21 protein-coding genes and 1 tRNA gene are annotated in these 17,565 nt (G+C 55.7%); 6 read left to right on the top strand and 16 right to left on the bottom strand.

Annotation, left to right across the window (positions count from 1 at the left end; translation table 11 throughout):
- Positions 1–81 precede the first annotated feature (81 nt).
- On the top strand, positions 82–3,012 hold the full coding sequence (gene topA / locus WG915_RS08950; protein WP_339565040.1) for a type I DNA topoisomerase: 2,931 nt from the start codon (positions 82–84) through the stop codon (positions 3,010–3,012).
- 63 nt (positions 3,013–3,075) lie between these two features.
- Here the strand turns inward: topA and WG915_RS08945 are convergent, their stop codons facing one another.
- Complete coding sequence (locus tag WG915_RS08945; protein ID WP_339565039.1) at positions 3,076–4,068, bottom strand: DUF5692 family protein; 993 nt, start codon at positions 4,066–4,068, stop codon at positions 3,076–3,078.
- A gap of 145 nt (positions 4,069–4,213) precedes the next feature.
- Here WG915_RS08945 and WG915_RS08940 point away from each other — a divergent pair, with 145 nt between their 5' ends.
- Positions 4,214–4,762 (top strand): TetR-like C-terminal domain-containing protein, encoded by a 549-nt coding sequence (locus WG915_RS08940; protein WP_339565038.1) that lies wholly within the window; start codon positions 4,214–4,216, stop codon positions 4,760–4,762.
- 92 nt (positions 4,763–4,854) lie between these two features.
- On the opposite strand, the gene WG915_RS08935 is transcribed toward WG915_RS08940, so the two are convergent.
- Positions 4,855–6,381 carry an adenylate/guanylate cyclase domain-containing protein gene (locus WG915_RS08935; protein WP_339565037.1) on the bottom strand — a complete coding sequence of 509 codons (1,527 nt, stop codon included), beginning with the start codon at positions 6,379–6,381 and terminating at the stop codon, positions 4,855–4,857.
- Positions 6,382–6,421: 40 nt separating this feature from the next.
- Here WG915_RS08935 and WG915_RS08930 point away from each other — a divergent pair, with 40 nt between their 5' ends.
- On the top strand, positions 6,422–7,651 hold the full coding sequence (locus WG915_RS08930) for a DNA polymerase III subunit delta' (protein ID WP_339565036.1): 1,230 nt from the start codon (positions 6,422–6,424) through the stop codon (positions 7,649–7,651).
- A gap of 64 nt (positions 7,652–7,715) precedes the next feature.
- A tRNA-Thr gene (locus WG915_RS08925) sits at positions 7,716–7,791 on the top strand.
- A gap of 36 nt (positions 7,792–7,827) precedes the next feature.
- Here WG915_RS08925 and WG915_RS08920 read toward each other — a convergent pair.
- The 14 genes from WG915_RS08920 to WG915_RS08855 form a co-directional block, all read right to left on the bottom strand.
- Positions 7,828–9,009 (bottom strand): tyrosine-type recombinase/integrase, encoded by a 1,182-nt coding sequence (locus WG915_RS08920; protein WP_339565035.1) that lies wholly within the window; start codon positions 9,007–9,009, stop codon positions 7,828–7,830.
- A gap of 299 nt (positions 9,010–9,308) precedes the next feature.
- Positions 9,309–9,665, bottom strand: a complete 357-nt coding sequence (locus tag WG915_RS08915; RefSeq protein ID WP_339565034.1) for a hypothetical protein — start codon at positions 9,663–9,665, stop codon at positions 9,309–9,311.
- 317 nt (positions 9,666–9,982) lie between these two features.
- Positions 9,983–10,168, bottom strand: a complete 186-nt coding sequence (locus tag WG915_RS08910; RefSeq protein WP_339565033.1) for a hypothetical protein — start codon at positions 10,166–10,168, stop codon at positions 9,983–9,985.
- A 55-nt stretch (positions 10,169–10,223) separates the two neighbouring features.
- Positions 10,224–11,045, bottom strand: coding sequence for a phage major capsid protein (locus WG915_RS08905; RefSeq protein ID WP_339565032.1), 822 nt, complete (start codon positions 11,043–11,045; stop codon positions 10,224–10,226).
- A gap of 170 nt (positions 11,046–11,215) precedes the next feature.
- Positions 11,216–11,674, bottom strand: a complete 459-nt coding sequence (locus WG915_RS08900; RefSeq protein WP_339565031.1) for a hypothetical protein — start codon at positions 11,672–11,674, stop codon at positions 11,216–11,218.
- Positions 11,671–11,988, bottom strand: a complete 318-nt coding sequence (locus WG915_RS08895; RefSeq protein WP_339565030.1) for a hypothetical protein — start codon at positions 11,986–11,988, stop codon at positions 11,671–11,673. The genes WG915_RS08900 and WG915_RS08895 overlap by 4 nt, the downstream gene beginning before the upstream one ends.
- The gene (locus WG915_RS08890) at positions 11,985–12,518 is read right to left on the bottom strand and encodes a hypothetical protein (protein WP_339565029.1); all 534 of its coding nucleotides are present in this window, start codon (positions 12,516–12,518) and stop codon (positions 11,985–11,987) included. The genes WG915_RS08895 and WG915_RS08890 overlap by 4 nt, the downstream gene beginning before the upstream one ends.
- A 56-nt stretch (positions 12,519–12,574) precedes the next feature.
- Complete coding sequence (locus WG915_RS08885) at positions 12,575–12,754, bottom strand: hypothetical protein (protein WP_339565028.1); 180 nt, start codon at positions 12,752–12,754, stop codon at positions 12,575–12,577.
- An 8-nt stretch (positions 12,755–12,762) separates the two neighbouring features.
- Positions 12,763–12,945 carry a helix-turn-helix transcriptional regulator gene (locus WG915_RS08880; RefSeq protein ID WP_339565027.1) on the bottom strand — a complete coding sequence of 61 codons (183 nt, stop codon included), beginning with the start codon at positions 12,943–12,945 and terminating at the stop codon, positions 12,763–12,765.
- A 169-nt stretch (positions 12,946–13,114) separates the two neighbouring features.
- A complete protein-coding gene (locus WG915_RS08875; protein ID WP_339565026.1) occupies positions 13,115–13,756 on the bottom strand; it encodes a hypothetical protein in 642 nt (213 codons plus the stop codon).
- 5 nt (positions 13,757–13,761) lie between these two features.
- On the bottom strand, positions 13,762–13,962 hold the full coding sequence (locus tag WG915_RS08870) for a hypothetical protein (protein WP_339565025.1): 201 nt from the start codon (positions 13,960–13,962) through the stop codon (positions 13,762–13,764).
- Positions 13,963–14,047: 85 nt separating this feature from the next.
- Complete coding sequence (locus WG915_RS08865) at positions 14,048–15,490, bottom strand: DUF3631 domain-containing protein (RefSeq protein ID WP_339565024.1); 1,443 nt, start codon at positions 15,488–15,490, stop codon at positions 14,048–14,050.
- A 96-nt stretch (positions 15,491–15,586) separates the two neighbouring features.
- Positions 15,587–15,781 carry a helix-turn-helix domain-containing protein gene (locus WG915_RS08860; RefSeq protein ID WP_339565023.1) on the bottom strand — a complete coding sequence of 65 codons (195 nt, stop codon included), beginning with the start codon at positions 15,779–15,781 and terminating at the stop codon, positions 15,587–15,589.
- Positions 15,782–15,812: 31 nt separating this feature from the next.
- The gene (locus tag WG915_RS08855; protein ID WP_339565022.1) at positions 15,813–16,076 is read right to left on the bottom strand and encodes a hypothetical protein; all 264 of its coding nucleotides are present in this window, start codon (positions 16,074–16,076) and stop codon (positions 15,813–15,815) included.
- Positions 16,077–16,372: 296 nt separating this feature from the next.
- Here WG915_RS08855 and WG915_RS08850 point away from each other — a divergent pair, with 296 nt between their 5' ends.
- Together WG915_RS08850 and WG915_RS08845 are read left to right on the top strand one after the other, a co-directional pair.
- On the top strand, positions 16,373–17,011 hold the full coding sequence (locus tag WG915_RS08850) for a helix-turn-helix domain-containing protein (protein ID WP_339565021.1): 639 nt from the start codon (positions 16,373–16,375) through the stop codon (positions 17,009–17,011).
- Positions 17,012–17,282: 271 nt separating this feature from the next.
- On the top strand, positions 17,283–17,565 hold a 283-nt coding region (locus tag WG915_RS08845; RefSeq protein ID WP_339565020.1), incomplete at its 3' end, for a GDP-mannose 4,6-dehydratase.

Raw genomic sequence — 17,565 nt, 5'->3', positions numbered from 1 at the left:
CAGTGCGTAGTAGAGCCATATATAACTGTGTACGGTAGTGGAGAAAAGCTCGGTCCGGAGTCGGAAAAGAAAGTTGGCAAGGTGGCAGATTCGAATGCAGGCGTCAAGCGCCTCGTGATCGTGGAGTCGGCGACTAAGGCGAAGAAGATCCAGCCTTACCTGGGTAAGGATTACATCGTCGAGGCGTCCGTCGGTCACATTCGAGACCTTCCGCGGGGTGCCGCGGATGTGCCGACCAAATACAAGAAGGAATCCTGGGCTCGTCTCGGTGTGGACACCGACCATGGATTCGCGCCCCTGTACGTGGTCAGCTCGGACAAGAAGAAGAAGGTCGCGGACCTTAAGTCCAAGCTCAAAGAAGTTGATGAGCTGCTGCTAGCAACAGACCCCGACCGTGAAGGCGAGGCCATTGCTTGGCATTTGCTTGAGGTGCTCAAGCCTAAAGTGCCGGTAAAGCGCATGGTGTTTAACGAGATCACCAAGCCAGCGATTATTGCTGCGGCTGAAAATACTCGTGAGCTGGACGATAACCTCGTCGATGCTCAAGAAACCCGCCGTATCCTAGACCGTCTCTACGGTTATGAAGTCTCCCCGGTGTTGTGGAAGAAAGTCATGCCACGACTGTCCGCCGGGCGAGTGCAGTCCGTGGCCACCCGCGTCATCGTGGAGCGGGAGCGCGAGCGGATGGCTTTCAAGTCTGCAAGTTACTGGGATTTGAATGCCGAGCTCGCGACGGACAAGCAATCCAGCCCGGAGAACCCGACTGAATTCGCAGCGCGGCTGACGGCCGTCGATAAGCAGCGCGTTGCCCAAGGGCGCGACTTTAACGACCGCGGCGAGCTGAAGGGCAAGGGCGTCGTGGTGCTCGACGAGGCGAAAGCGAAGCAGCTTGCCGACGCCCTGAACGGCCAACTCATGTCGGTGGACAGCGTCGAAGAGAAGCCTTACACGCGGCGCCCATACCCACCATTCATGACGTCGACGCTGCAGCAGGAAGCCGGCCGCAAGCTCCACTACACCTCGGAGCGCACCATGCGTATTGCGCAGCGGCTTTACGAAAACGGCCACATCACCTATATGCGTACCGACTCGACCACGCTGTCTCAGTCCGGCATCCAGGCCGCGCGGCAGCAGGCCAGCGAGCTGTACGGCGAGAAGTTCGTGGCTGACCAACCAAGGCAGTACACCCGCAAAGTTAAGAACTCGCAGGAAGCACACGAGGCGATCCGCCCAGCTGGCGAGACTTTTGCTACGCCGGGACAGCTGCATGGCCAGCTCGACGCCGAGGAATTCAAGCTTTATGAACTAATCTGGCAGCGCACCGTCGCTTCCCAGATGGCCGATGCCCGCGGCACCTCGATGAAGGTGACCATTGCGGGTACCGCAACCAGTGGTGAACGGGTTGAATTCGCAGCCACGGGCCGGACCATCACCTTCCCTGGCTTCCTCAAGGCCTATGTGGAGACCACCCAGCTTGAGGATGGTCGGGATGTGGCTGACAACGCCGAGAAGCGCCTGCCTCCACTGGCAGCGGGCGATGCTCTTGCCACTCGGGACATTAAGGCGGAAGGGCACGCAACGAACCCGCCGGCCCGCTATACCGAAGCTTCGTTGGTGAAGAAGATGGAGGACCTCGGTATCGGGCGTCCATCGACCTATGCGTCGATCATCAAAACGATCCAGGATCGTGGCTATGTGTTCTCGCGCGGTAATGCGTTAGTGCCTTCCTGGGTCGCCTTCGCTGTGGTTGGGCTGCTGGAGCAAAACTTCTCCTCCCTGGTTGACTACGACTTCACTTCCTCGATGGAGGATGAACTCGATGAGATCGCGGCTGGTAATGAAGATCGAACTGACTGGTTGAACAGCTTTTACTTCGGCAACGCCGAGGCCAGTGAAAAGATGGCTGACTCGATTGCTCGCCAGGGCGGTCTGAAGTCCTTGGTCGGTGACAACCTCGAGCATATCGACGCCCGTGAAGTGAACTCTTTGCGCCTGTTCGTGGATTCTGAAGGCCGCGACATCGTGGTCCGGGTGGGTCGTTTCGGACCGTATCTGGAGCGGGTCGTTGGCAAGAACGCTGACGGCGAGCCGGAGTACCAGCGCGCAAATCTGCCGGAATCTACTACCCCTGATGAGCTTTCGCTCGCTGCCGCTGAGAAGCTTTTTGCCATCCCACAAGGCGGCCGCGAACTGGGAGTTAATCCCGCGAATGGCCGCACCATCGTGGCAAAGGATGGCCGTTATGGCCCCTATGTGACCGAGCAGGTCTTGGCAGAGGAACGCGAGCGCGTTGCTGCGCAGGCTGAAGAGATCGTGGCTGCAGAGCGTGCCGAAGAAGACGCGCAGCGTAAAGCAGAGGGGAAGCGCGCTAAGAACTGGGACACTAAGACTGCGGCAACGCAGAAAGAAAAGCGGATCAACCAGATCATCGAGGAAACCCTCAAACCCGGAACGGCTTCGCTGTTTTCCACCATGGAACCATCCTCGGTCACTCTCGAAGATGCCCTGCGACTGCTGTCCTTGCCACGCGAAGTGGGCGTTGATCCGTCCGATGGTGAGACGATCACAGCCCAGAATGGTCGCTATGGCCCGTATTTGAAGAAGGGCAGCGACTCCCGCTCCCTGGCCAATGAAGAACAAATCTTCACCGTAACCTTGGAGGAAGCGCGCCGGATTTACTCGGAGCCTAAGCGTCGTGGACGCAGCGCCACCGCTGCAGCACCACTGAAGGTGCTTGGCGATAACGATGTCTCAGGAAAGCCAATGCAGGTCAAGGACGGCCGTTTCGGGCCGTACGTCACCGACGGCACTACCAACGCATCCCTACGTAAGGGGGACAACCCAGAGACGCTTACCGACGCGCGTGCTAATGAGCTGCTTTCCGAGCGACGGGCTAAAGAAGCTGCCGATGGAGGCGCTCCGAAAAAGAACTCTCGGAAGAAGACTCCAACCAAGAAGGCCGTGAAGCAGACTACTAAACGTGTTGTTAAAGCAGGTGCGCGGAAGAAGTAGCGTTGGCCGCCCCTGGTGAATTATCCCGGGGCGGCTGTTGGTGTTTTGCTGCTGGGTGACCGATTAGATGAGATGGGTGCCAGAGCGCTTTCTGTTTTTTGTAGATTCCGCAACCTCGAATGATTCTGGAACTGCAATATTGGAGACGAGGACATCGTGATGGGCGGAAAGGTGCGTGTATAGCTCGTCCCGAAGCAGGTTCTTCTTGTGAGTGATGGCGGTATACATCTGGTAGCCGAACACAGCGATGTTGGCTGCTAGCGCTATGAAGGACACGATGAACAGAGCCTTCGGATCGTGTGAAGCTGCGACGGAGAACTTCGAATCTGTCACAAAGCTGGGCACTGCCATCGTGAACATCATCCAGAATGCCAAGGTGTGAGCTCTATGCTGCAGCCACGCGCCCTTTTTGATGAAGAAGGCCGGGATGGTACAGGAGATGAGCAACGCAGCGCCTGCGTAGAACGAGTGGTCGCCGACGCAGTTGTACACATAAGCGAAGTTCCACAGATCATAAGCGATGATCCAGAACCACAGCATGTCAGGCCAGATCATGTCTTTGGTGGATGAGCGGGAGATAATGATGCCGGTCCAGCCGCAAATTGTGATGAGGTTGAGCAGGCCGGCGATGCCGTTCATATAGTTCCACGAGCCGGACACCATGTACACGCCGTCAACCACACCGTCCGCGTTCATTGCGCCGACTTGGAAGTCACGGATGCAGGCTTCCAGAATGTTGAGCCCGAGGATGAACGGAGGGAAAACCTGCGCCCACTTGTTGGCTGCGAGCTTCGGGTGGTAGCGCAGCGCCATGAAACCCAGACATCCTGCCAGCGCGGAGTACACTTTGACCCAGTGAAACCAGGTCCCGGTGGATGATCCCGGGCCGGCAGTAGTAGGCCATACGAAGATTGTTAGCGCTATAGGCAGCGCTATGAACAGAGCCCAACCTGCGCCACGCCAACGACGGGAAATTTCATTCAGCCCGATCAAACCAGCTAGAACTAGTAGCCAGGCGCCCCAGGAATACCAAGGGATGGCGCTAAACAAGAACATGACGTTCCTCATTTCGAATTTTGGGCGCGAGCCTTGCACCCAGACCAGAAGGAGCGCGCCGTTGGAAGTGATTTCATCTATTAAGCCTATGGTTCGATGAAAGCACTGTATATAGACATTTTGACGCTTATGTAAAGTAGCAACTATGGATGCTCGCGATGCTCTCGCTGCTGCGCTCAAAAGCGAGCTGCACAACACCGAACTTTCGCGCATCACTGTGGCCCGACTTGCCACTCGCGCTGGGGTGACTCGCCAGGCGTTCTACTATCACTTCGACGACGTATACGATGCTGCCGAATGGCTATTCCAAGATGAGGTTGCTCGGCATATCCTCGCTCATGCGCGTTACGACGCTTGGGCCGAGGGATTTGAGCAGCTCATGACGTATATGTACGAACACCGTACCCAGGTTCAGGCAATCCTCAAGTCGCTCAAGACTGGGAATACAGTGAAGTTTTTCTTTCGATCGCTACGTGAAATGATGACAGCCATCGTGACCGAGCTCTCCGCTGGATACGATTTGGATGAGGTGGATCGACAGTTCATCATCGATCACTACACCCTGGCTGTGGTCGGGCATCTGCTGCACTGGATTGCCACCGGAATGGCTGACGACCCAGCGCAACTTGCTCGCCAGATCGAAGTAGTGATGCAGGGGCATGTTCTGGAATCAATCCAACTTTATAGCAGGTAAAAGGCCAATTAGGGGTGGTCGGATAAGTGGGAGATACCCAAGTGTGCCCTGCCCGATCTATATCGGAAAGGTTGGAAGTAGCGAACAGTAGCCTAAGACCGGTCTGCGAGCGTCGGACGGATCGGGCGGGCCAGCTGGGTGAGTTCGCCTCGTCCGCGCAGCTCCACCGATTTGAGGACCGTCCAGCGCGCCTGCTCGGCCTCGTTGGCGGCGCGCAGGGTAGAGGCGGAGGTGAGCACTCGGCCCGGTGTGTCCTTGGCTAGTTCGGTCAGGCGCGCAGCCTGGTTCACCGCGTCACCGATGACGGTGTATTCGAAGCGATCGTGTCCGCCAATGTGGCCAGCGACCACGTGCCCAGAGGCGACGCCAATGCCCGCGGCTAGATCCATGTCTTTGAGTTCGATGCGGAGCTCTCGGGCGGCCGCGAGGGCCATGCCAGCGGCGTCGGCAAGCAGTAGCGGAGCGCCGAAGATCGCGAGCGCGGCATCACCCTGGAACTTGTTGATGACACCCTTGTGTTCGTGAACAACATCAACGACCTTTTCGAAGAACTTGTTGAGTGCAGCAACGACCTCTTCTGGGGTGTGATTGACGGCGAAGGTGGTGGAGCCAATGACGTCGACAAAAAGCACCGCGACGCTGCGGTCTTCACCACCTAGGGTAGGGCGTTCCTCCATGGCCCGGCGGGCAACCTCGGTACCTACGTAGCGTCCGAAGAGATCGCGCACCCGCTGCCGTTCCCGTAGACCGCGCATCATCTCATTGAAGCCTGCCTGTAACACGCCGATCTCGGAACCATCGTAGATATCTACGGCTACGTCGAGTTCGCCGCGTCGCACTCGGTTGATGGCGCTTTGCAACTCATGAATGGGGTCGACCACGCTCATAATCACCAGCGTTTGTGCTGCGAAGCCGGCTAGGAGCGAGGTAGCGCCAAGAGCAAGGATCGCGGGCAGTAGGTCGGCGGCGTCATCGGTGAAGTAGTGGTAGTGATGTCCAACGACGAGGAGGCAGATCCCTATTAGCGGTACAGCTGAGGTGACGAGCCAGGTGAAGCGAAGACGCTGTGTAACTGGTGGTTCTAGGGTGGAGTCCTCGAAACGTTTGGCTAGTGCCTCAGCTGCGACGGGGCGCACGATCCGCTCTGCCTCCAGATAGGTGAGCAGGACGACAACGGAGCCTCCGAGCAGGGATGCCAAGCCGAGGACCAGTGCGACTCGACCACCGTGGGTGGTTGCCATGAGGGTAACGATGATGATTCCGATCAGCCACATCGCGGCACAGAGCATCGCCTGATACACGGGGATGCGCATGACGAGGTTGCGAATCATGTTCGGATCGTGGTCTTCCGGGCTGTGCTGCCAGGCCAGTACGGGTCGGAAGAGCAGGAAAGACAACACGGCCCCGACCAGCGAGCCGACAACCAGGTACCCGATCCCGACCGTGGGTAAAGGGCCGCTGAAGCTGAGGAATTCATTCTTTCCGGGCATCGGGATGAGCCATTGGAAGAACATCATTGTGGCGATGGCGCCCAGCACATTGGAGAAGAAGATGGTGGCAGCGTAGAGCGGCCAGGAGGTCTTCCATAGCCACTTCACGATCTGCACAAAACGAGTCATGCCTCTTACTTTATCTGGCTTGCAATATAGGGTGGGTTGGGTGAGCGAAAATTCTGTCTTTGATCGGCTATCCGGGGCCGAACAACTCCGCCGCACGCTTATCGACGCCGCCTCCGCAGCTCGTCAGCTGGCTGCCGGCGTCGGGGGTGAAAAGGGGGCCACTGCGGCGGCGATGACCCACTCTTGGCTCTTTACGGGGCCTCCGGGGTCCGGTCGTTCTAATGCGGCGCGGGCATTTGCTGCTGCGCTGATGTGTACTTCCCCAACCGAGGTCGGTTGTGGAACGTGCCAGAATTGCCGCGATGTGATGGCGGACAAGCACCCCGATCTTGTCCACGTGGTTCCCACAGAGCTATCGATTGGCGTAGATCTGATGCGAGAGAAGGTAGTGGGGCCGGCGCTTGCGCTGCCGACACTGGCGCACTGGCGGGTCATCATTATCGAGGATGCGGACCGGCTATCGGACGGTGCCGCGAATGCATTGCTCAAGACGGTTGAAGAGCCTTCTGCCCGCACAGTGATCATGTTGTGTGCTCCTTCCACCGATCGCCGCGATATTTCCGTTACCTTGCGATCCCGCTGTCGGCATGTGTACGTGCCCACGCCTTCGCTTGAGGACGCCACCCGGATCCTGCTGGCGGAGGGTGGTGTGAACGAAGAAGCTGCTCGGCTGGCGGCTGCCGCAACATCCGGCCACATCGGTCGCGCTCGACACTTGGCTCACTCCGCGGCCGCCCAGTCGCGTCGAGCACAGGTGTTACATCTGGCGGAGCTGGTGTACCACAAGGAGGCGGCTTTCCAGGAGGTCGGCGCACTGGTAAAGACCGTGGAGGATGAGGTGAAGACCGATCTTGCCCCCGCCGAAGAGCAAGAACTGGATAAGCTACGCAATGCCTTCGGAGCCGGTGTTAAGGGTAAAGGCACGGCGAGGATGACAAAAGGGATGGAAACGGAGGTCAAGGCGCTGGAAGCAGTGCACAAGAAGCGACAAACTCGCGCCAAGCGCGATGCTTTTGATCTAGCGTTGATCGACCTTGCTGGCCTCTACCGCGATGCCCTCTTGAAGGCTTCGGGTGCGTCGATACAGTTGACTCATCCTGATTTTGATGGACTGTCCACGGACCTGGCTGGGAAAAATACGCCGGAGGCGCTCACTGATTGCCTCGAAGCGATCAATCTTTGCCGAGAATCACTTGGGCACAATGTGCGTCCAGTGGTTGCCCTCAGTGGCTTAGTGGGGCGACTGCGGAAGGCATGCCAGGTGCAGTAACCTGCTGTTTTTTGAACTAATCTACCGTGCGGTAAGCTTTAACGACGATGCTGTGTGCATCGGTGCCGCCTTAGCTCAGTCGGTAGAGCATTTCACTCGTAATGAAAAGGTCGCGAGTTCGATTCTCGCAGGCGGCTCCATTAAATCCCCAGGTAGAACACTGTTTCTCCTGGGGTTTACTCATTCCCATCTTCGTCCTGGTCCGCTGACAGTCCGCTACGGATTAGCTCACCCATCCGCAGCCCAACATCATCAAGATCATCCGGGAACAAGTCCGAGTATGTATCCATAGTCACTGTTGCCGACTTATGGCCCAGCAACCGTTGAACTGCCTTCGGATTAGCCCCGGCACTGATAGCAAGAGACGCGGCAGTATGTCGGAGGTCATGGATAGTCACATCCGGAAAACCCTCCACCTCATCCTGGCATGCCTCCAGTGCCGGTTTGAAGAACTTCTTCATGTACTGCCCATTGCGTAGCAAGTGCCCTTCAACCGAACTGAACAACCGGTTCTCCCAAACATGGCCATCGAGCACAGTTCGGATCGAGGTGTCCAGTTCGTCCGGGTACACAACAACCCGGTTCTCGCCGGTCTTCGTCGCAGGAGCAATCGTGAGCTTCCCGCCCGCAGATTGAACCCGCTTAATGATGCGTATCCGTCGCTTCTCCAGATCAACATCATCAACCGTTAAGGCAGTGGCCTCGCCCCAGCGCATCCCCGTATAGGCCAGGAACCGCACCAACTCGGGCAGATAATCCACCTTGTTAGCGAGCATTTCAACCTGCGCCACAGTGAGAATCTTGCGGGGAGGCTTATCCTCGCTGGCAACCTTGACCCGCTGAGCAGGATTCGCCGTGATGTACCCAAGATCAACAGCGTGCTCCAGGATGCCACGAAGAACAACGAGAGCGAGCTGAAGCGTTGATGCTCCCACACCTTCCTTGCGTTTCTCAGCGATCCAGGAAGTCACATGAGCCTTGCGAACCACACCTACTTCAACCTTCTCCCAAGTGGGCTTAATGTGGTTCCTCCAGACGCTCCGCCGCCCCATCATGCTCTGCCCGGTCACCTCCGTCTCCTTGATCGCCTCCCACTGTTCAAAGAGGACACCGATAGTCGTTTGTCTGAGTTCCGGTGATGTGTACTCACCACGAGTCAATTGTGTAGTGACGTGACCGGCATAATTCGTGGCATCAGCCTTTCGGGAAAAGCTCCGCGACTTCTCATCGCCGGTCGGTTCAACCCAACGGACCATCCACCGATTGCCCTTCCCGTGGCGAACGGTTGGTTTGCCTTCCTTCGTCTTCCACCGATCCTCGATGCGGACATTTCCCGGTGTTCGTCGTTGCTGTGCCATCACTTTTCCTTTGTCTACATTTATGAGTCTGTTTTTAGCTGAAGATGCTGTCTCTAGGAGGCTGTTTAAGGCTTTGAAGGCCCGCAGTGCGTACCCTAGGTGGGGTCAATCGCTCTACGGGCCATATAAGCTGATATAAAAGCGCAGGTCAGGGGCATATTTGGCCAGTGCTATATTTCCGCTCGGATTGTTCCCCGTGCAACACTCCAACGCTCATGCCAAAATAGACACAGTCGCAATCCCCCCGTACGCGGCGAGGCCCTGGCGTCGAAGCCCCCCGGCTCCGCCAGGGCCGACCCTTATCCACCCTGCCGCAGACGAAGCGCATCACTAGGCGCAATGCCGAACTTTCGGAGCTGTAGCCTAGCCTCCGAAGCCAAAGACACACGCCCCGCGAGCACCGCATCATCCAACATCACCGCGCGAGCCAGAAGCGACCACTGAGCATCCATCAAATCCCGCGTTACCTCAAGGTCACCCAACTCATCCCAGAACCTCAAGGTCGACGGATGCCAACGCGTGAGTGTAACCGGGTTAAGTTCACCAAAGTCCGACTCTAAAGACGGTTGAGCACCCGGTTTCCCGTGAAACACGCGGAATCCCTGCCCTTTGCGGCGGATCGAATTGAGCTTAGGCGGGGCACCAATCCCGGCCATAACAACACCTCACAAATCAAAATCAGTAATGAAAACAGTTTTCAGCCATGACCCCCAGATATGTAGAAACAACGAACGCCTAAGCCATCGGGCTGTGTGCCCTCTATTTGGCGTTTTATGCCCCCCTGGGGTGGTTTTCTCGCGTTCCCCATACTCGAACCTATGTTCGACCCGTTGGGGGTTTAGAGGGGCGTTTAGCGTGCTTGGATGTGCCACTCATCTTGAAGTCTTCGAGGTATCGCTTCATGGTGCGTTTGGATGTCCAGGGCGCGTAGGTCAATGCGTATCTCCTGCGAGGTAAGGGAAAAGCCCTCTGGTTAGAGGGCTTCGAGGTGGTCAGTGAGTGTGGCGTGGAGGTCAATGGCTTCTTCATGAGGCAGGATGATGAAGGTGGCTCTCTTGCCGTATTTCATGCGGATTCGTAGGCCTTGGGTATCGTTGTGCGGCTTGATGTTGATGCTTCGTGTGTGGGCCTGTCCCTCTGAGTATTTGTGGCTGTACATGTGCGTGCCCCGGCCTTGAACCGGGGAGGGGGCCGCTCACGCTGTTTGCCTATTGTTAGGCGGCTGCTCCGAAGGTGAGCTTCACGATGGAGGCTTCGTCTACGAATCCGAATCCAACGCGCATGGTGCCTCGGATGCCGACGCTGTCGCGGGTGAAGAATGCGGACTTGTCGGCGGTTACTTCAGCGTCACGGCGTACAACGAGCTTAGAAACGCCCTTCGGGATTGCGTATCCGGTGCCCTTTGGTACGTGCTTGGACACGATTACCTGAGTGCCTGCAACGATGAAGCGCTGCGAAGTTGGGTCAACATCGAGCAGGGTTTTGTTGCTGCCGGTGGCTTCCTTGAGAGTGCTCAGGGTAAGAGCGTCGGCGGGGTTGATTGCAAAGAAGCCGGGCACGAATCCAGCGGACGCGATGGAGGCGCGGGCTTGTGCGAACAAGTCAAGGTCTGCGAGGTCGCCCGTAAGTGGGGTGACGCCTGCGACTGCGGCGATTCCCTTTGGTGCGGGATCAGCTACAGCAGTGAAGTATGCTTCATCGACCTTGTTGATGAGCTGGCTCACCATCGTGGAGCCTACAGAGTCGAAGTAGCCGGTGGCAGAGTCATCAAGCCCTTCAGTGGTTGTAACGATCAGGGATGCAACCTTGCGGGGGACAACAAGAACCTCGTTCTTAGTTGGTTCAGAGAGCGGGATTTCTTCGCCCTCTGGTACCCAATCGGCGGCGATGTCTCCGATGCGTGGGAACACGACGCGAGGGGAGTCAGTCTTGATGGTGTCGGATACCTGTGCGGCGATGGAGTTCTCCAAGACCGGGTTGATCAGCAGGGATTCAATCTGATCCGGGGAGAGGATTACCTTATCGGTAGTAAGCATGATGTGTCCTTTCGAGGGCACTAGAAAATGTGAATGGTTTGATCTGCCGGGCGTACTGCGTGCGGCGGATAGGGCTTCACTGCCCTGTGTGCTTATGTGCTTGAGGTGGCTGACTGCCAGTGTCTAGCGCATATGACCCCACACCACGAGGTGATGCGGGATGATACGGGCTAGCGGGTGAAGATTGATCCCCATGAGGCGGTTTTGATAGGTTCCGTGCCTTTGCCTTGGTTGGGGCTGTAGGCGGGTTGTGCCCTGGTGATGCCTAGTGATTCGGCTGTGGTGTCGACCGCTGTTTGTAGGGCTGTGTAGTCGATCCCGCCATCTTCGGTTAGGAGTGTTTCTATGGTGGTGCCGGTTGCCCAGAGTGCGGCGGGCTTGATTCCGAGGCGGGTAACTTCAGCGTCGATTACGCACCGCGCTAGTGAGTTGAATCGTGCTTGGGCTGTCTCAAGTTGCGCTTCGGCTTCCTGGGCGCGCTTGCGGTACTTCTTCGCTTCGGCAACATGGTTTTCCTGTTTTGCCTGGTCAGATTCGCCGTTAGAGGCGTTGGAGGTATCCCCTTGGGGTGCTAGTACCTCTGAATCAGCCTGAGGGGCTTGTGCAGTTTCGTCATTTTCGCTGGTCATTGTTGTTTCTCCTTGTTTTGTTTGTCAATCTCAGCCCACCAACGAAACCGAACCCCTGGGGTGATCCACCACATGTAGGTGGTTTCGATGCCGGTGGTGTCGTATCCGAGCTGTTCAAGTAGGTGCAGCTCTGTTGGGGTGGCCTGTCGCCTGTGTGCGGGTAGATTGCGCTGGTGCTGTTCCGACCACATGGTGCAGTTGGCGGGGCGTAGTTTGTCTGCGGCTTGGGTTGCGAGTTCGGCGTCTCGAATGTCTTTGGTGAGTTCGATGAGTGCGAGCACTCCACGCGGGTCAGGTTGCGCTAGCTGTCTCATTGCCCTGCTCCTGCACGCTCCAGCTCGTCGTAATACGCATGGAATAGATCGCCGGGGCGTGGCATCGAGTCGGCGGGACTAGCGCTCAGGTACGCCTTGCCCATGCGAGCGATCTGTTCCGGAGTTTCACCCATCCGCATAAAAGCATTTGCCCACATACTTTCGTAATGCTGCTGATGCTTGAGCATGATCTCTCCCCATTGAGGAAAACCAATGCTCAATTCCGATAGCAATTCCTGTGTGGCCCGGAAAACTGGGAGGAAGTCCCCAGACCATGCAGGAGGGAACTTTAGGGCGATGATGCGGCGGACATGGCGGTTCAACTGATCTTGATGCATCGAAGTAACCATCGACAAGGGCATCTCGAAAGTTTCGAACGGAGCTTCTTCATGATCGGCGTCATAGATGCGCACTGCGATCTTTCGATGTGTGCCGTGTCCCGTGGAGCATGACTCGAATAAGAACATACCGTTCTCTGCGATTGCTTCACCGATAGCGTATTCAACTTTTTGGATTGGGTTGAGTGTCATAGCTTTTCCTTTGTTTTCCGCTGGCAGACTGTTCTTTGGTGCTAATGCAATGGGCGTCATGCCTCGCCCCACTTTTCAAAAATTGCTCGGTTCAGAGTGTCGGCAAAACTTCGTGCCTGTAGCTCGTTCAACGAGTAAGCGCGTGTTGCTCTGATGAACAGATTCTGCTTTTCCTTGAGGTCATCCTCGATGATTACGGCGATTGTTCCTCGTTGTCCTGTAGCTTCAACGATCATGTTTTTCCTTATCCTGTAAGCGCGTGTTCTAAGTAGTGCTCTACTGTTTGAGGCGGGTAGTAGCTGTTGCGGCCAATGCGGATTGAATCGGGGAAAGTTCCCTGTTTTGTCCAGCGTCGCAATGTCTGTCTTGATACTGCGAGCCTTGCCGCCACTTCTTCCGCTGGTTGCAGTTGATTGACGTTGTTCACGGTTCACCTCCCTTGATTTCCGTTGGTCGATATTGGGCATTAAAAAAGACCCGCGCCCTTTTCCAGGGGGCGCGAGTCAACCCAACTTATTAACAACAGTTGAGGCAAGGCCAGTTCGGAGCCTGCACTTCCTCAAAAACCCTACAATTCCATTTTATCAACGACCGGACTAAACGGTCTTGACCTGCGAATATTGCTTGAGGGGTGTCAACTGATTCTCTGTCATATTGTTGGCGCATGTCACCAAATCATCCATTGCGTAAAGCCTCTGAGCGCCCTCTCCCTTGCTTCGCACTTTTCCTGACAGTCGCCAGCGCTTCAAAGTACTGCGGCCACGCCATACCAATTGACATGCCTGAGCTTCGCTGAGCCACTTTGGATCGTTGAAGCCGGGAAGCGCCTGAGCAGCCCACCAATGAACCACATCCCAATCCTCCAAGATTTCACCGACGAGAGGATCAGCGGCCAGCGCCTCGGATGCATCCTGCAACGCACGGACGAGACGCAACAAGCCGGGATAGCAATCCTGGTCGAGCGTCCGCAGTCCTACATACCGTTCACCACCGCGCCATACAAAGCAATTAAGGCTTAGCGGTTCGATATATCCGCACTGCAACGCGTAACGCCCCAACTCGGCGAGATAGCGGCCCTCAAGATCGGCCCGGTCGATGCCTTGATCTGTCAATGACCGATAAAACAATCCACGCCCGTCTTCGCACAACTCCCGCGCTTCGCGCAACGTCCGCCATTCTTCAATCAAGAGCCTGGAGTCACGGATCAGAATCCGCAGCCCGATTCCATCGAGCATCATCTTCGTTAGACCGCATCCTCGATAACGAGGCTCATTCGGTACGTGAAATCTTGCCACGTCAACCCGCTGGCTTTCAGGACACGTTCCAGTTGCTCGCGACTCGGATTTGAGCCATCTTGCCCGGCATCCAGTTCTTCGGAAGTGAGATACTTTCCAACGAGCAATTCACCTAGCGCAATCGTTGCGATTTGGCTTACAGTTTGCATTTCATTCTCCTTTGTTTAATGCATTCTTTTTGATTTCATTTTTCTTTATTTGCGGCTTTTAGTGCCGTGTTTTGAGGGTCTTGATTTACCAGCTGACAGCTCCTCCCGCGTATTCTTCGCCCGCGCCTGATGGATGCCCCCCAGAATCTGCGGTAACTGCGGTAACTGCGGTAACCATGCTGGTAGAGGGCATGTTTTTTGGTTCCTTTTTGGTGTTGGTTACCCGAGATTTGCGGGAACCGCCTTGCTGGGAATCATTGTCAAACAGTGTTCGGTTACTTAGATCATCGGTAACCTGGCCACTTTCGGGAACCGCTTCTAGGCCTCTGACCTGCTTGGTTACTTGGGTTACCGTGGTTACCGCATTTTCTGGGGTGGATGGGGCGGGCAGGTATCGGCTCCATGCGTCGGCAAGTCCAGCCTGCCCTTGTCCGGCCGATAAGGTGTAACCCGAAACAGCCTTATTTATATCGTCCTTAAACTTGATCGGGCGCACGTCGTAGCCTGACAAAAGCTTCGCCATGAACCGAGTATCAAGAGACGTACCACCACGAAGTGAACCCCATTGAGAATCCTCCATCTGATGCAACAGGCCGAGCAATTCTTTCGACTTCACTTTGTCCACTCGGAAATAGTTCGCATCATTTCCATGCCCCATCACATCCCGAATGTCGGAGAGTAAATCAAGACTCATTGAACCGCGATCATCTTTCGGCGCATGGATGTGATCGAGGCAAGCTGTCCGAACAATCTCAGGCCACTTACCGCCCGCCATATCTGCGATAGCAACGAGTGGCTCCCAAACCTCCGCTGGGCGATCCACAACGCCTGGGGGCATGTCCGGCTCCACATCCATCAGAGTGCTGATCGCTGATGGTGCCCAGCTGTCAAATGCGGCGACAATCGATTGAGCCTCTTTCGCGGCCTTGTGAGACTTGAACGGGGAGACTCTTTCGTGGGGGAGTCGCTTCTTCATGTTCATGATGATTGCTCGGGTGCGGATCGTGTCTGGGAGCTTCCCTGCGATCCCTGCGAGGGCAAGCGCTGAGAAGATTTGGTAGTCAACCACAGACATGACTTCCGCTGAGCCTTCACATCGAGCGACCGTTGCTCCCCGCTTGTACCCGGCATTCATAATGCTCCGTAGTTGCTCGGAACCTTCCGAAGGGTTGCTATTGCCGAATACTGCATCAATTTCATCGAAGAGGATCGTTGGTGGTGTCACTCCTTCTTTGTGTGCTTTGCCGATGCTGCGAAATAGTGCCGCTGGCGAAGATGAGATGACAGTCCGGGGATTGAAGCTGATTAGCTCCAGCACTTCGATAGCCCTTGTCTTTCCGCTGCCCGGTACGGGGCTTGAAAACACGAGCCGTGGCGTGGTGTAGAACGCTGGTGTTACCCAGGTGTGTGCTGCCCACAGCGCCGCGACTTCTGCATCATGGTCGCCGGGGAGGATGACATACTTTCGGATTAGTTTTGTTGCTTGTTCCAGCACATTTCCGAGCGCCTTAGTGTTTGGTACACTCATTATTGGTTTAATTCCTTTTCTTGGTTCCTCGCTTGCAGTGGTGTGCAAGCGAGGATTTTCTTTTCCCTTGGCGGTTTTGGCTGTTGTTAATTTCAGTTATGCAACGTCACCGCGAGCAGTGGTGTGTCGTTGTTCGCTGAGCCAGTTTTGGAGGTCTTCGGGGTTGTAGACGACTTTTCGTCCGATCTTGAAATTGGCTGGGCCGATGTTGCGGGAGCGCCAGGTTCGTAGGGTGGCTGGGGATACGCCGAGGTACTGTGCGACTTCGTTTGATCCGAGTAGTGGTTGCATCTGTTTTCTCCTTGTGTTTTGTTTTGGTGGCTTAGAGGTTTTCGGCGCGAACAGACCGGGCGATAAGCGAGCGGATGGCATTCCGCACCGCAGTCTCGCCGGTTGGGTCGCTGTAGGTGGTGGTCTTGTAATCATCAGATGTCTCAAAGCAAAGCCCGGACGTGCGCTCAACCTCGCGCTCGTAAATCCGAATCTCCTTCAGCACGATCTTTCGGCAGCGCTGGAATCCGAGGCCAATCCCGTTGCTGTCGGCAAATCCTGCTGCCGCCTTGGTGAGTTCTAAAACGTCGAACATATAAATCTCCCTTGCCTTGTGGTTAACACCCCAGCCTTGGAAGCTTTCGTTTCCCTGGTGGCGACCGAAGCACTTGCTCCGATATGCACTATTTTAGCTGGAAAGTAGACCGATACAAGGCTTGATAGCCGATGATGGGTTTGTGTCAGCGTGTCAATTGGTGGAGTTTGTGTTGTTTATGCTGGCAGAGGCTAATTAACCGAATTTAGGCTCATGTGCGTAATGTGCCCTAATATGGGGTAGGCAATGGTGGCCGATAATAGGCTGACTGACCTGTTGGCTGACACTATGGAGCTATGAAAGAAAAGGCAGTCTCGATTGGAAAAATCATTCGCGAAGCGAGGGAAGCTCGTGGACTATCTCAATCTGATCTAGCGGCCTCATTGGATGAGCGTCTTGACGGCAAGATCATACAAACAACTATCGGCAAGATTGAACGCGGCGAACGTTCAATTGGCCTTGATGAAGCTGTCCAGGTTGCAGACATCCTGAATATCGACTGGAGGACATTCTTTGACTTGCTCGCCCCTCAATCTGTCGAGGATGAGCTGGAGAGGATCACGGATGTGGAATTTTCGGCGGTCCTGGCAGTAAAGCAACAAGCAATGAAGTCATTTGAAGTCGTAGAGGAATTTCTGAATCGGTTCAATGATCGCCACTCAAGCCTCGAGTATGAAAGCGACAAGAGCATCAGGGTGGTGATCGAGCGGTTGCCCGAGGATTTGAACATTCTTCGAGGGGCTTATGCCCATCTTCAGGAGTCGCTGAAGCTAATGGAGGGCATTCTTGATTTTCATTCGACAGCTTCGTTGGCTGTCTCTGAAGGTGTCGACATTGAATACCTGCTGGAGAAAATTGAATCGGGTGAAGATATTGACCACATAATTACGCGAGGTGGCGACATTAGAGTGCTGAACAGTGGATTGCGACTGTAGTCAGTCCGCTGACAGTCCGCTACACGAAAAGTTGCCCCCAATTTCCTGAAACGCAAAAGGTGCTACTAGCTGCAATAACTGGCAAGCATTACACACATGGAAATCGGGAAACGCCTAAAGTTCAACCCTCGTAATGAAAAGGTCGCGAGTTCGATTCTCGCAGGCGGCTCAAGAATAAAAGCAGGTCTTCCGGTTTCCGGGAGGCCTGCTTTTGGTAGTGGGCTGGGAGTGTTTCCGTTTCGGGGTTTCTATTTCCACTAAGGTGGAGCTCATGCGCACTCTTGTTACCGGCGGGGCCGGGTTTATTGGTTCTCATTTGACGGATCTGTTGATTGAGAAGGGCCACGATGTCGTTGTGGTGGATAACCTCAGCCGCGGTCGAACCGAGAACCTTGCCGCGGCCCAAGCCACCGGGAAGTGCACTTTCGTTGAAGCTGACATCTTGGAGTTGGACTTCGACGCGTTCCTGGCTGAACATCGCCCGGAGGTGATTTTCCATCTGGCAGCTCAGATTGATGTGCGGTACTCGGTTGAGGATCCGATTCATGACGCCA

This window comes from Corynebacterium sp. H128, assembly GCF_037482625.1.
GTDB lineage: Bacteria > Actinomycetota > Actinomycetes > Mycobacteriales > Mycobacteriaceae > Corynebacterium.
This window is presented reverse-complemented; position numbering and strand designations above follow the sequence as displayed.

Coding starts and splice junctions, on each gene's coding strand:
- WG915_RS08945 (WP_339565039.1), bottom strand. CDS start 4,068: ATGTTCTTGTTTAGCGCCATCCCTTGGTATTCCTGGGGCGCCTGGCTA.
- WG915_RS08940 (WP_339565038.1), top strand. CDS start 4,214: ATGGATGCTCGCGATGCTCTCGCTGCTGCGCTCAAAAGCGAGCTGCAC.
- WG915_RS08935 (WP_339565037.1), bottom strand. CDS start 6,381: ATGACTCGTTTTGTGCAGATCGTGAAGTGGCTATGGAAGACCTCCTGG.
- WG915_RS08920 (WP_339565035.1), bottom strand. CDS start 9,009: ATGGCACAGCAACGACGAACACCGGGAAATGTCCGCATCGAGGATCGG.
- WG915_RS08915 (WP_339565034.1), bottom strand. CDS start 9,665: ATGGCCGGGATTGGTGCCCCGCCTAAGCTCAATTCGATCCGCCGCAAA.
- WG915_RS08910 (WP_339565033.1), bottom strand. CDS start 10,168: ATGTACAGCCACAAATACTCAGAGGGACAGGCCCACACACGAAGCATC.
- WG915_RS08905 (WP_339565032.1), bottom strand. CDS start 11,045: ATGCTTACTACCGATAAGGTAATCCTCTCCCCGGATCAGATTGAATCC.
- WG915_RS08900 (WP_339565031.1), bottom strand. CDS start 11,674: ATGACCAGCGAAAATGACGAAACTGCACAAGCCCCTCAGGCTGATTCA.
- WG915_RS08895 (WP_339565030.1), bottom strand. CDS start 11,988: ATGAGACAGCTAGCGCAACCTGACCCGCGTGGAGTGCTCGCACTCATC.
- WG915_RS08890 (WP_339565029.1), bottom strand. CDS start 12,518: ATGACACTCAACCCAATCCAAAAAGTTGAATACGCTATCGGTGAAGCA.
- WG915_RS08885 (WP_339565028.1), bottom strand. CDS start 12,754: ATGATCGTTGAAGCTACAGGACAACGAGGAACAATCGCCGTAATCATC.
- WG915_RS08875 (WP_339565026.1), bottom strand. CDS start 13,756: ATGATGCTCGATGGAATCGGGCTGCGGATTCTGATCCGTGACTCCAGG.
- WG915_RS08870 (WP_339565025.1), bottom strand. CDS start 13,962: ATGCAAACTGTAAGCCAAATCGCAACGATTGCGCTAGGTGAATTGCTC.
- WG915_RS08865 (WP_339565024.1), bottom strand. CDS start 15,490: ATGAGTGTACCAAACACTAAGGCGCTCGGAAATGTGCTGGAACAAGCA.
- WG915_RS08860 (WP_339565023.1), bottom strand. CDS start 15,781: ATGCAACCACTACTCGGATCAAACGAAGTCGCACAGTACCTCGGCGTA.
- WG915_RS08855 (WP_339565022.1), bottom strand. CDS start 16,076: ATGTTCGACGTTTTAGAACTCACCAAGGCGGCAGCAGGATTTGCCGAC.
- WG915_RS08850 (WP_339565021.1), top strand. CDS start 16,373: ATGAAAGAAAAGGCAGTCTCGATTGGAAAAATCATTCGCGAAGCGAGG.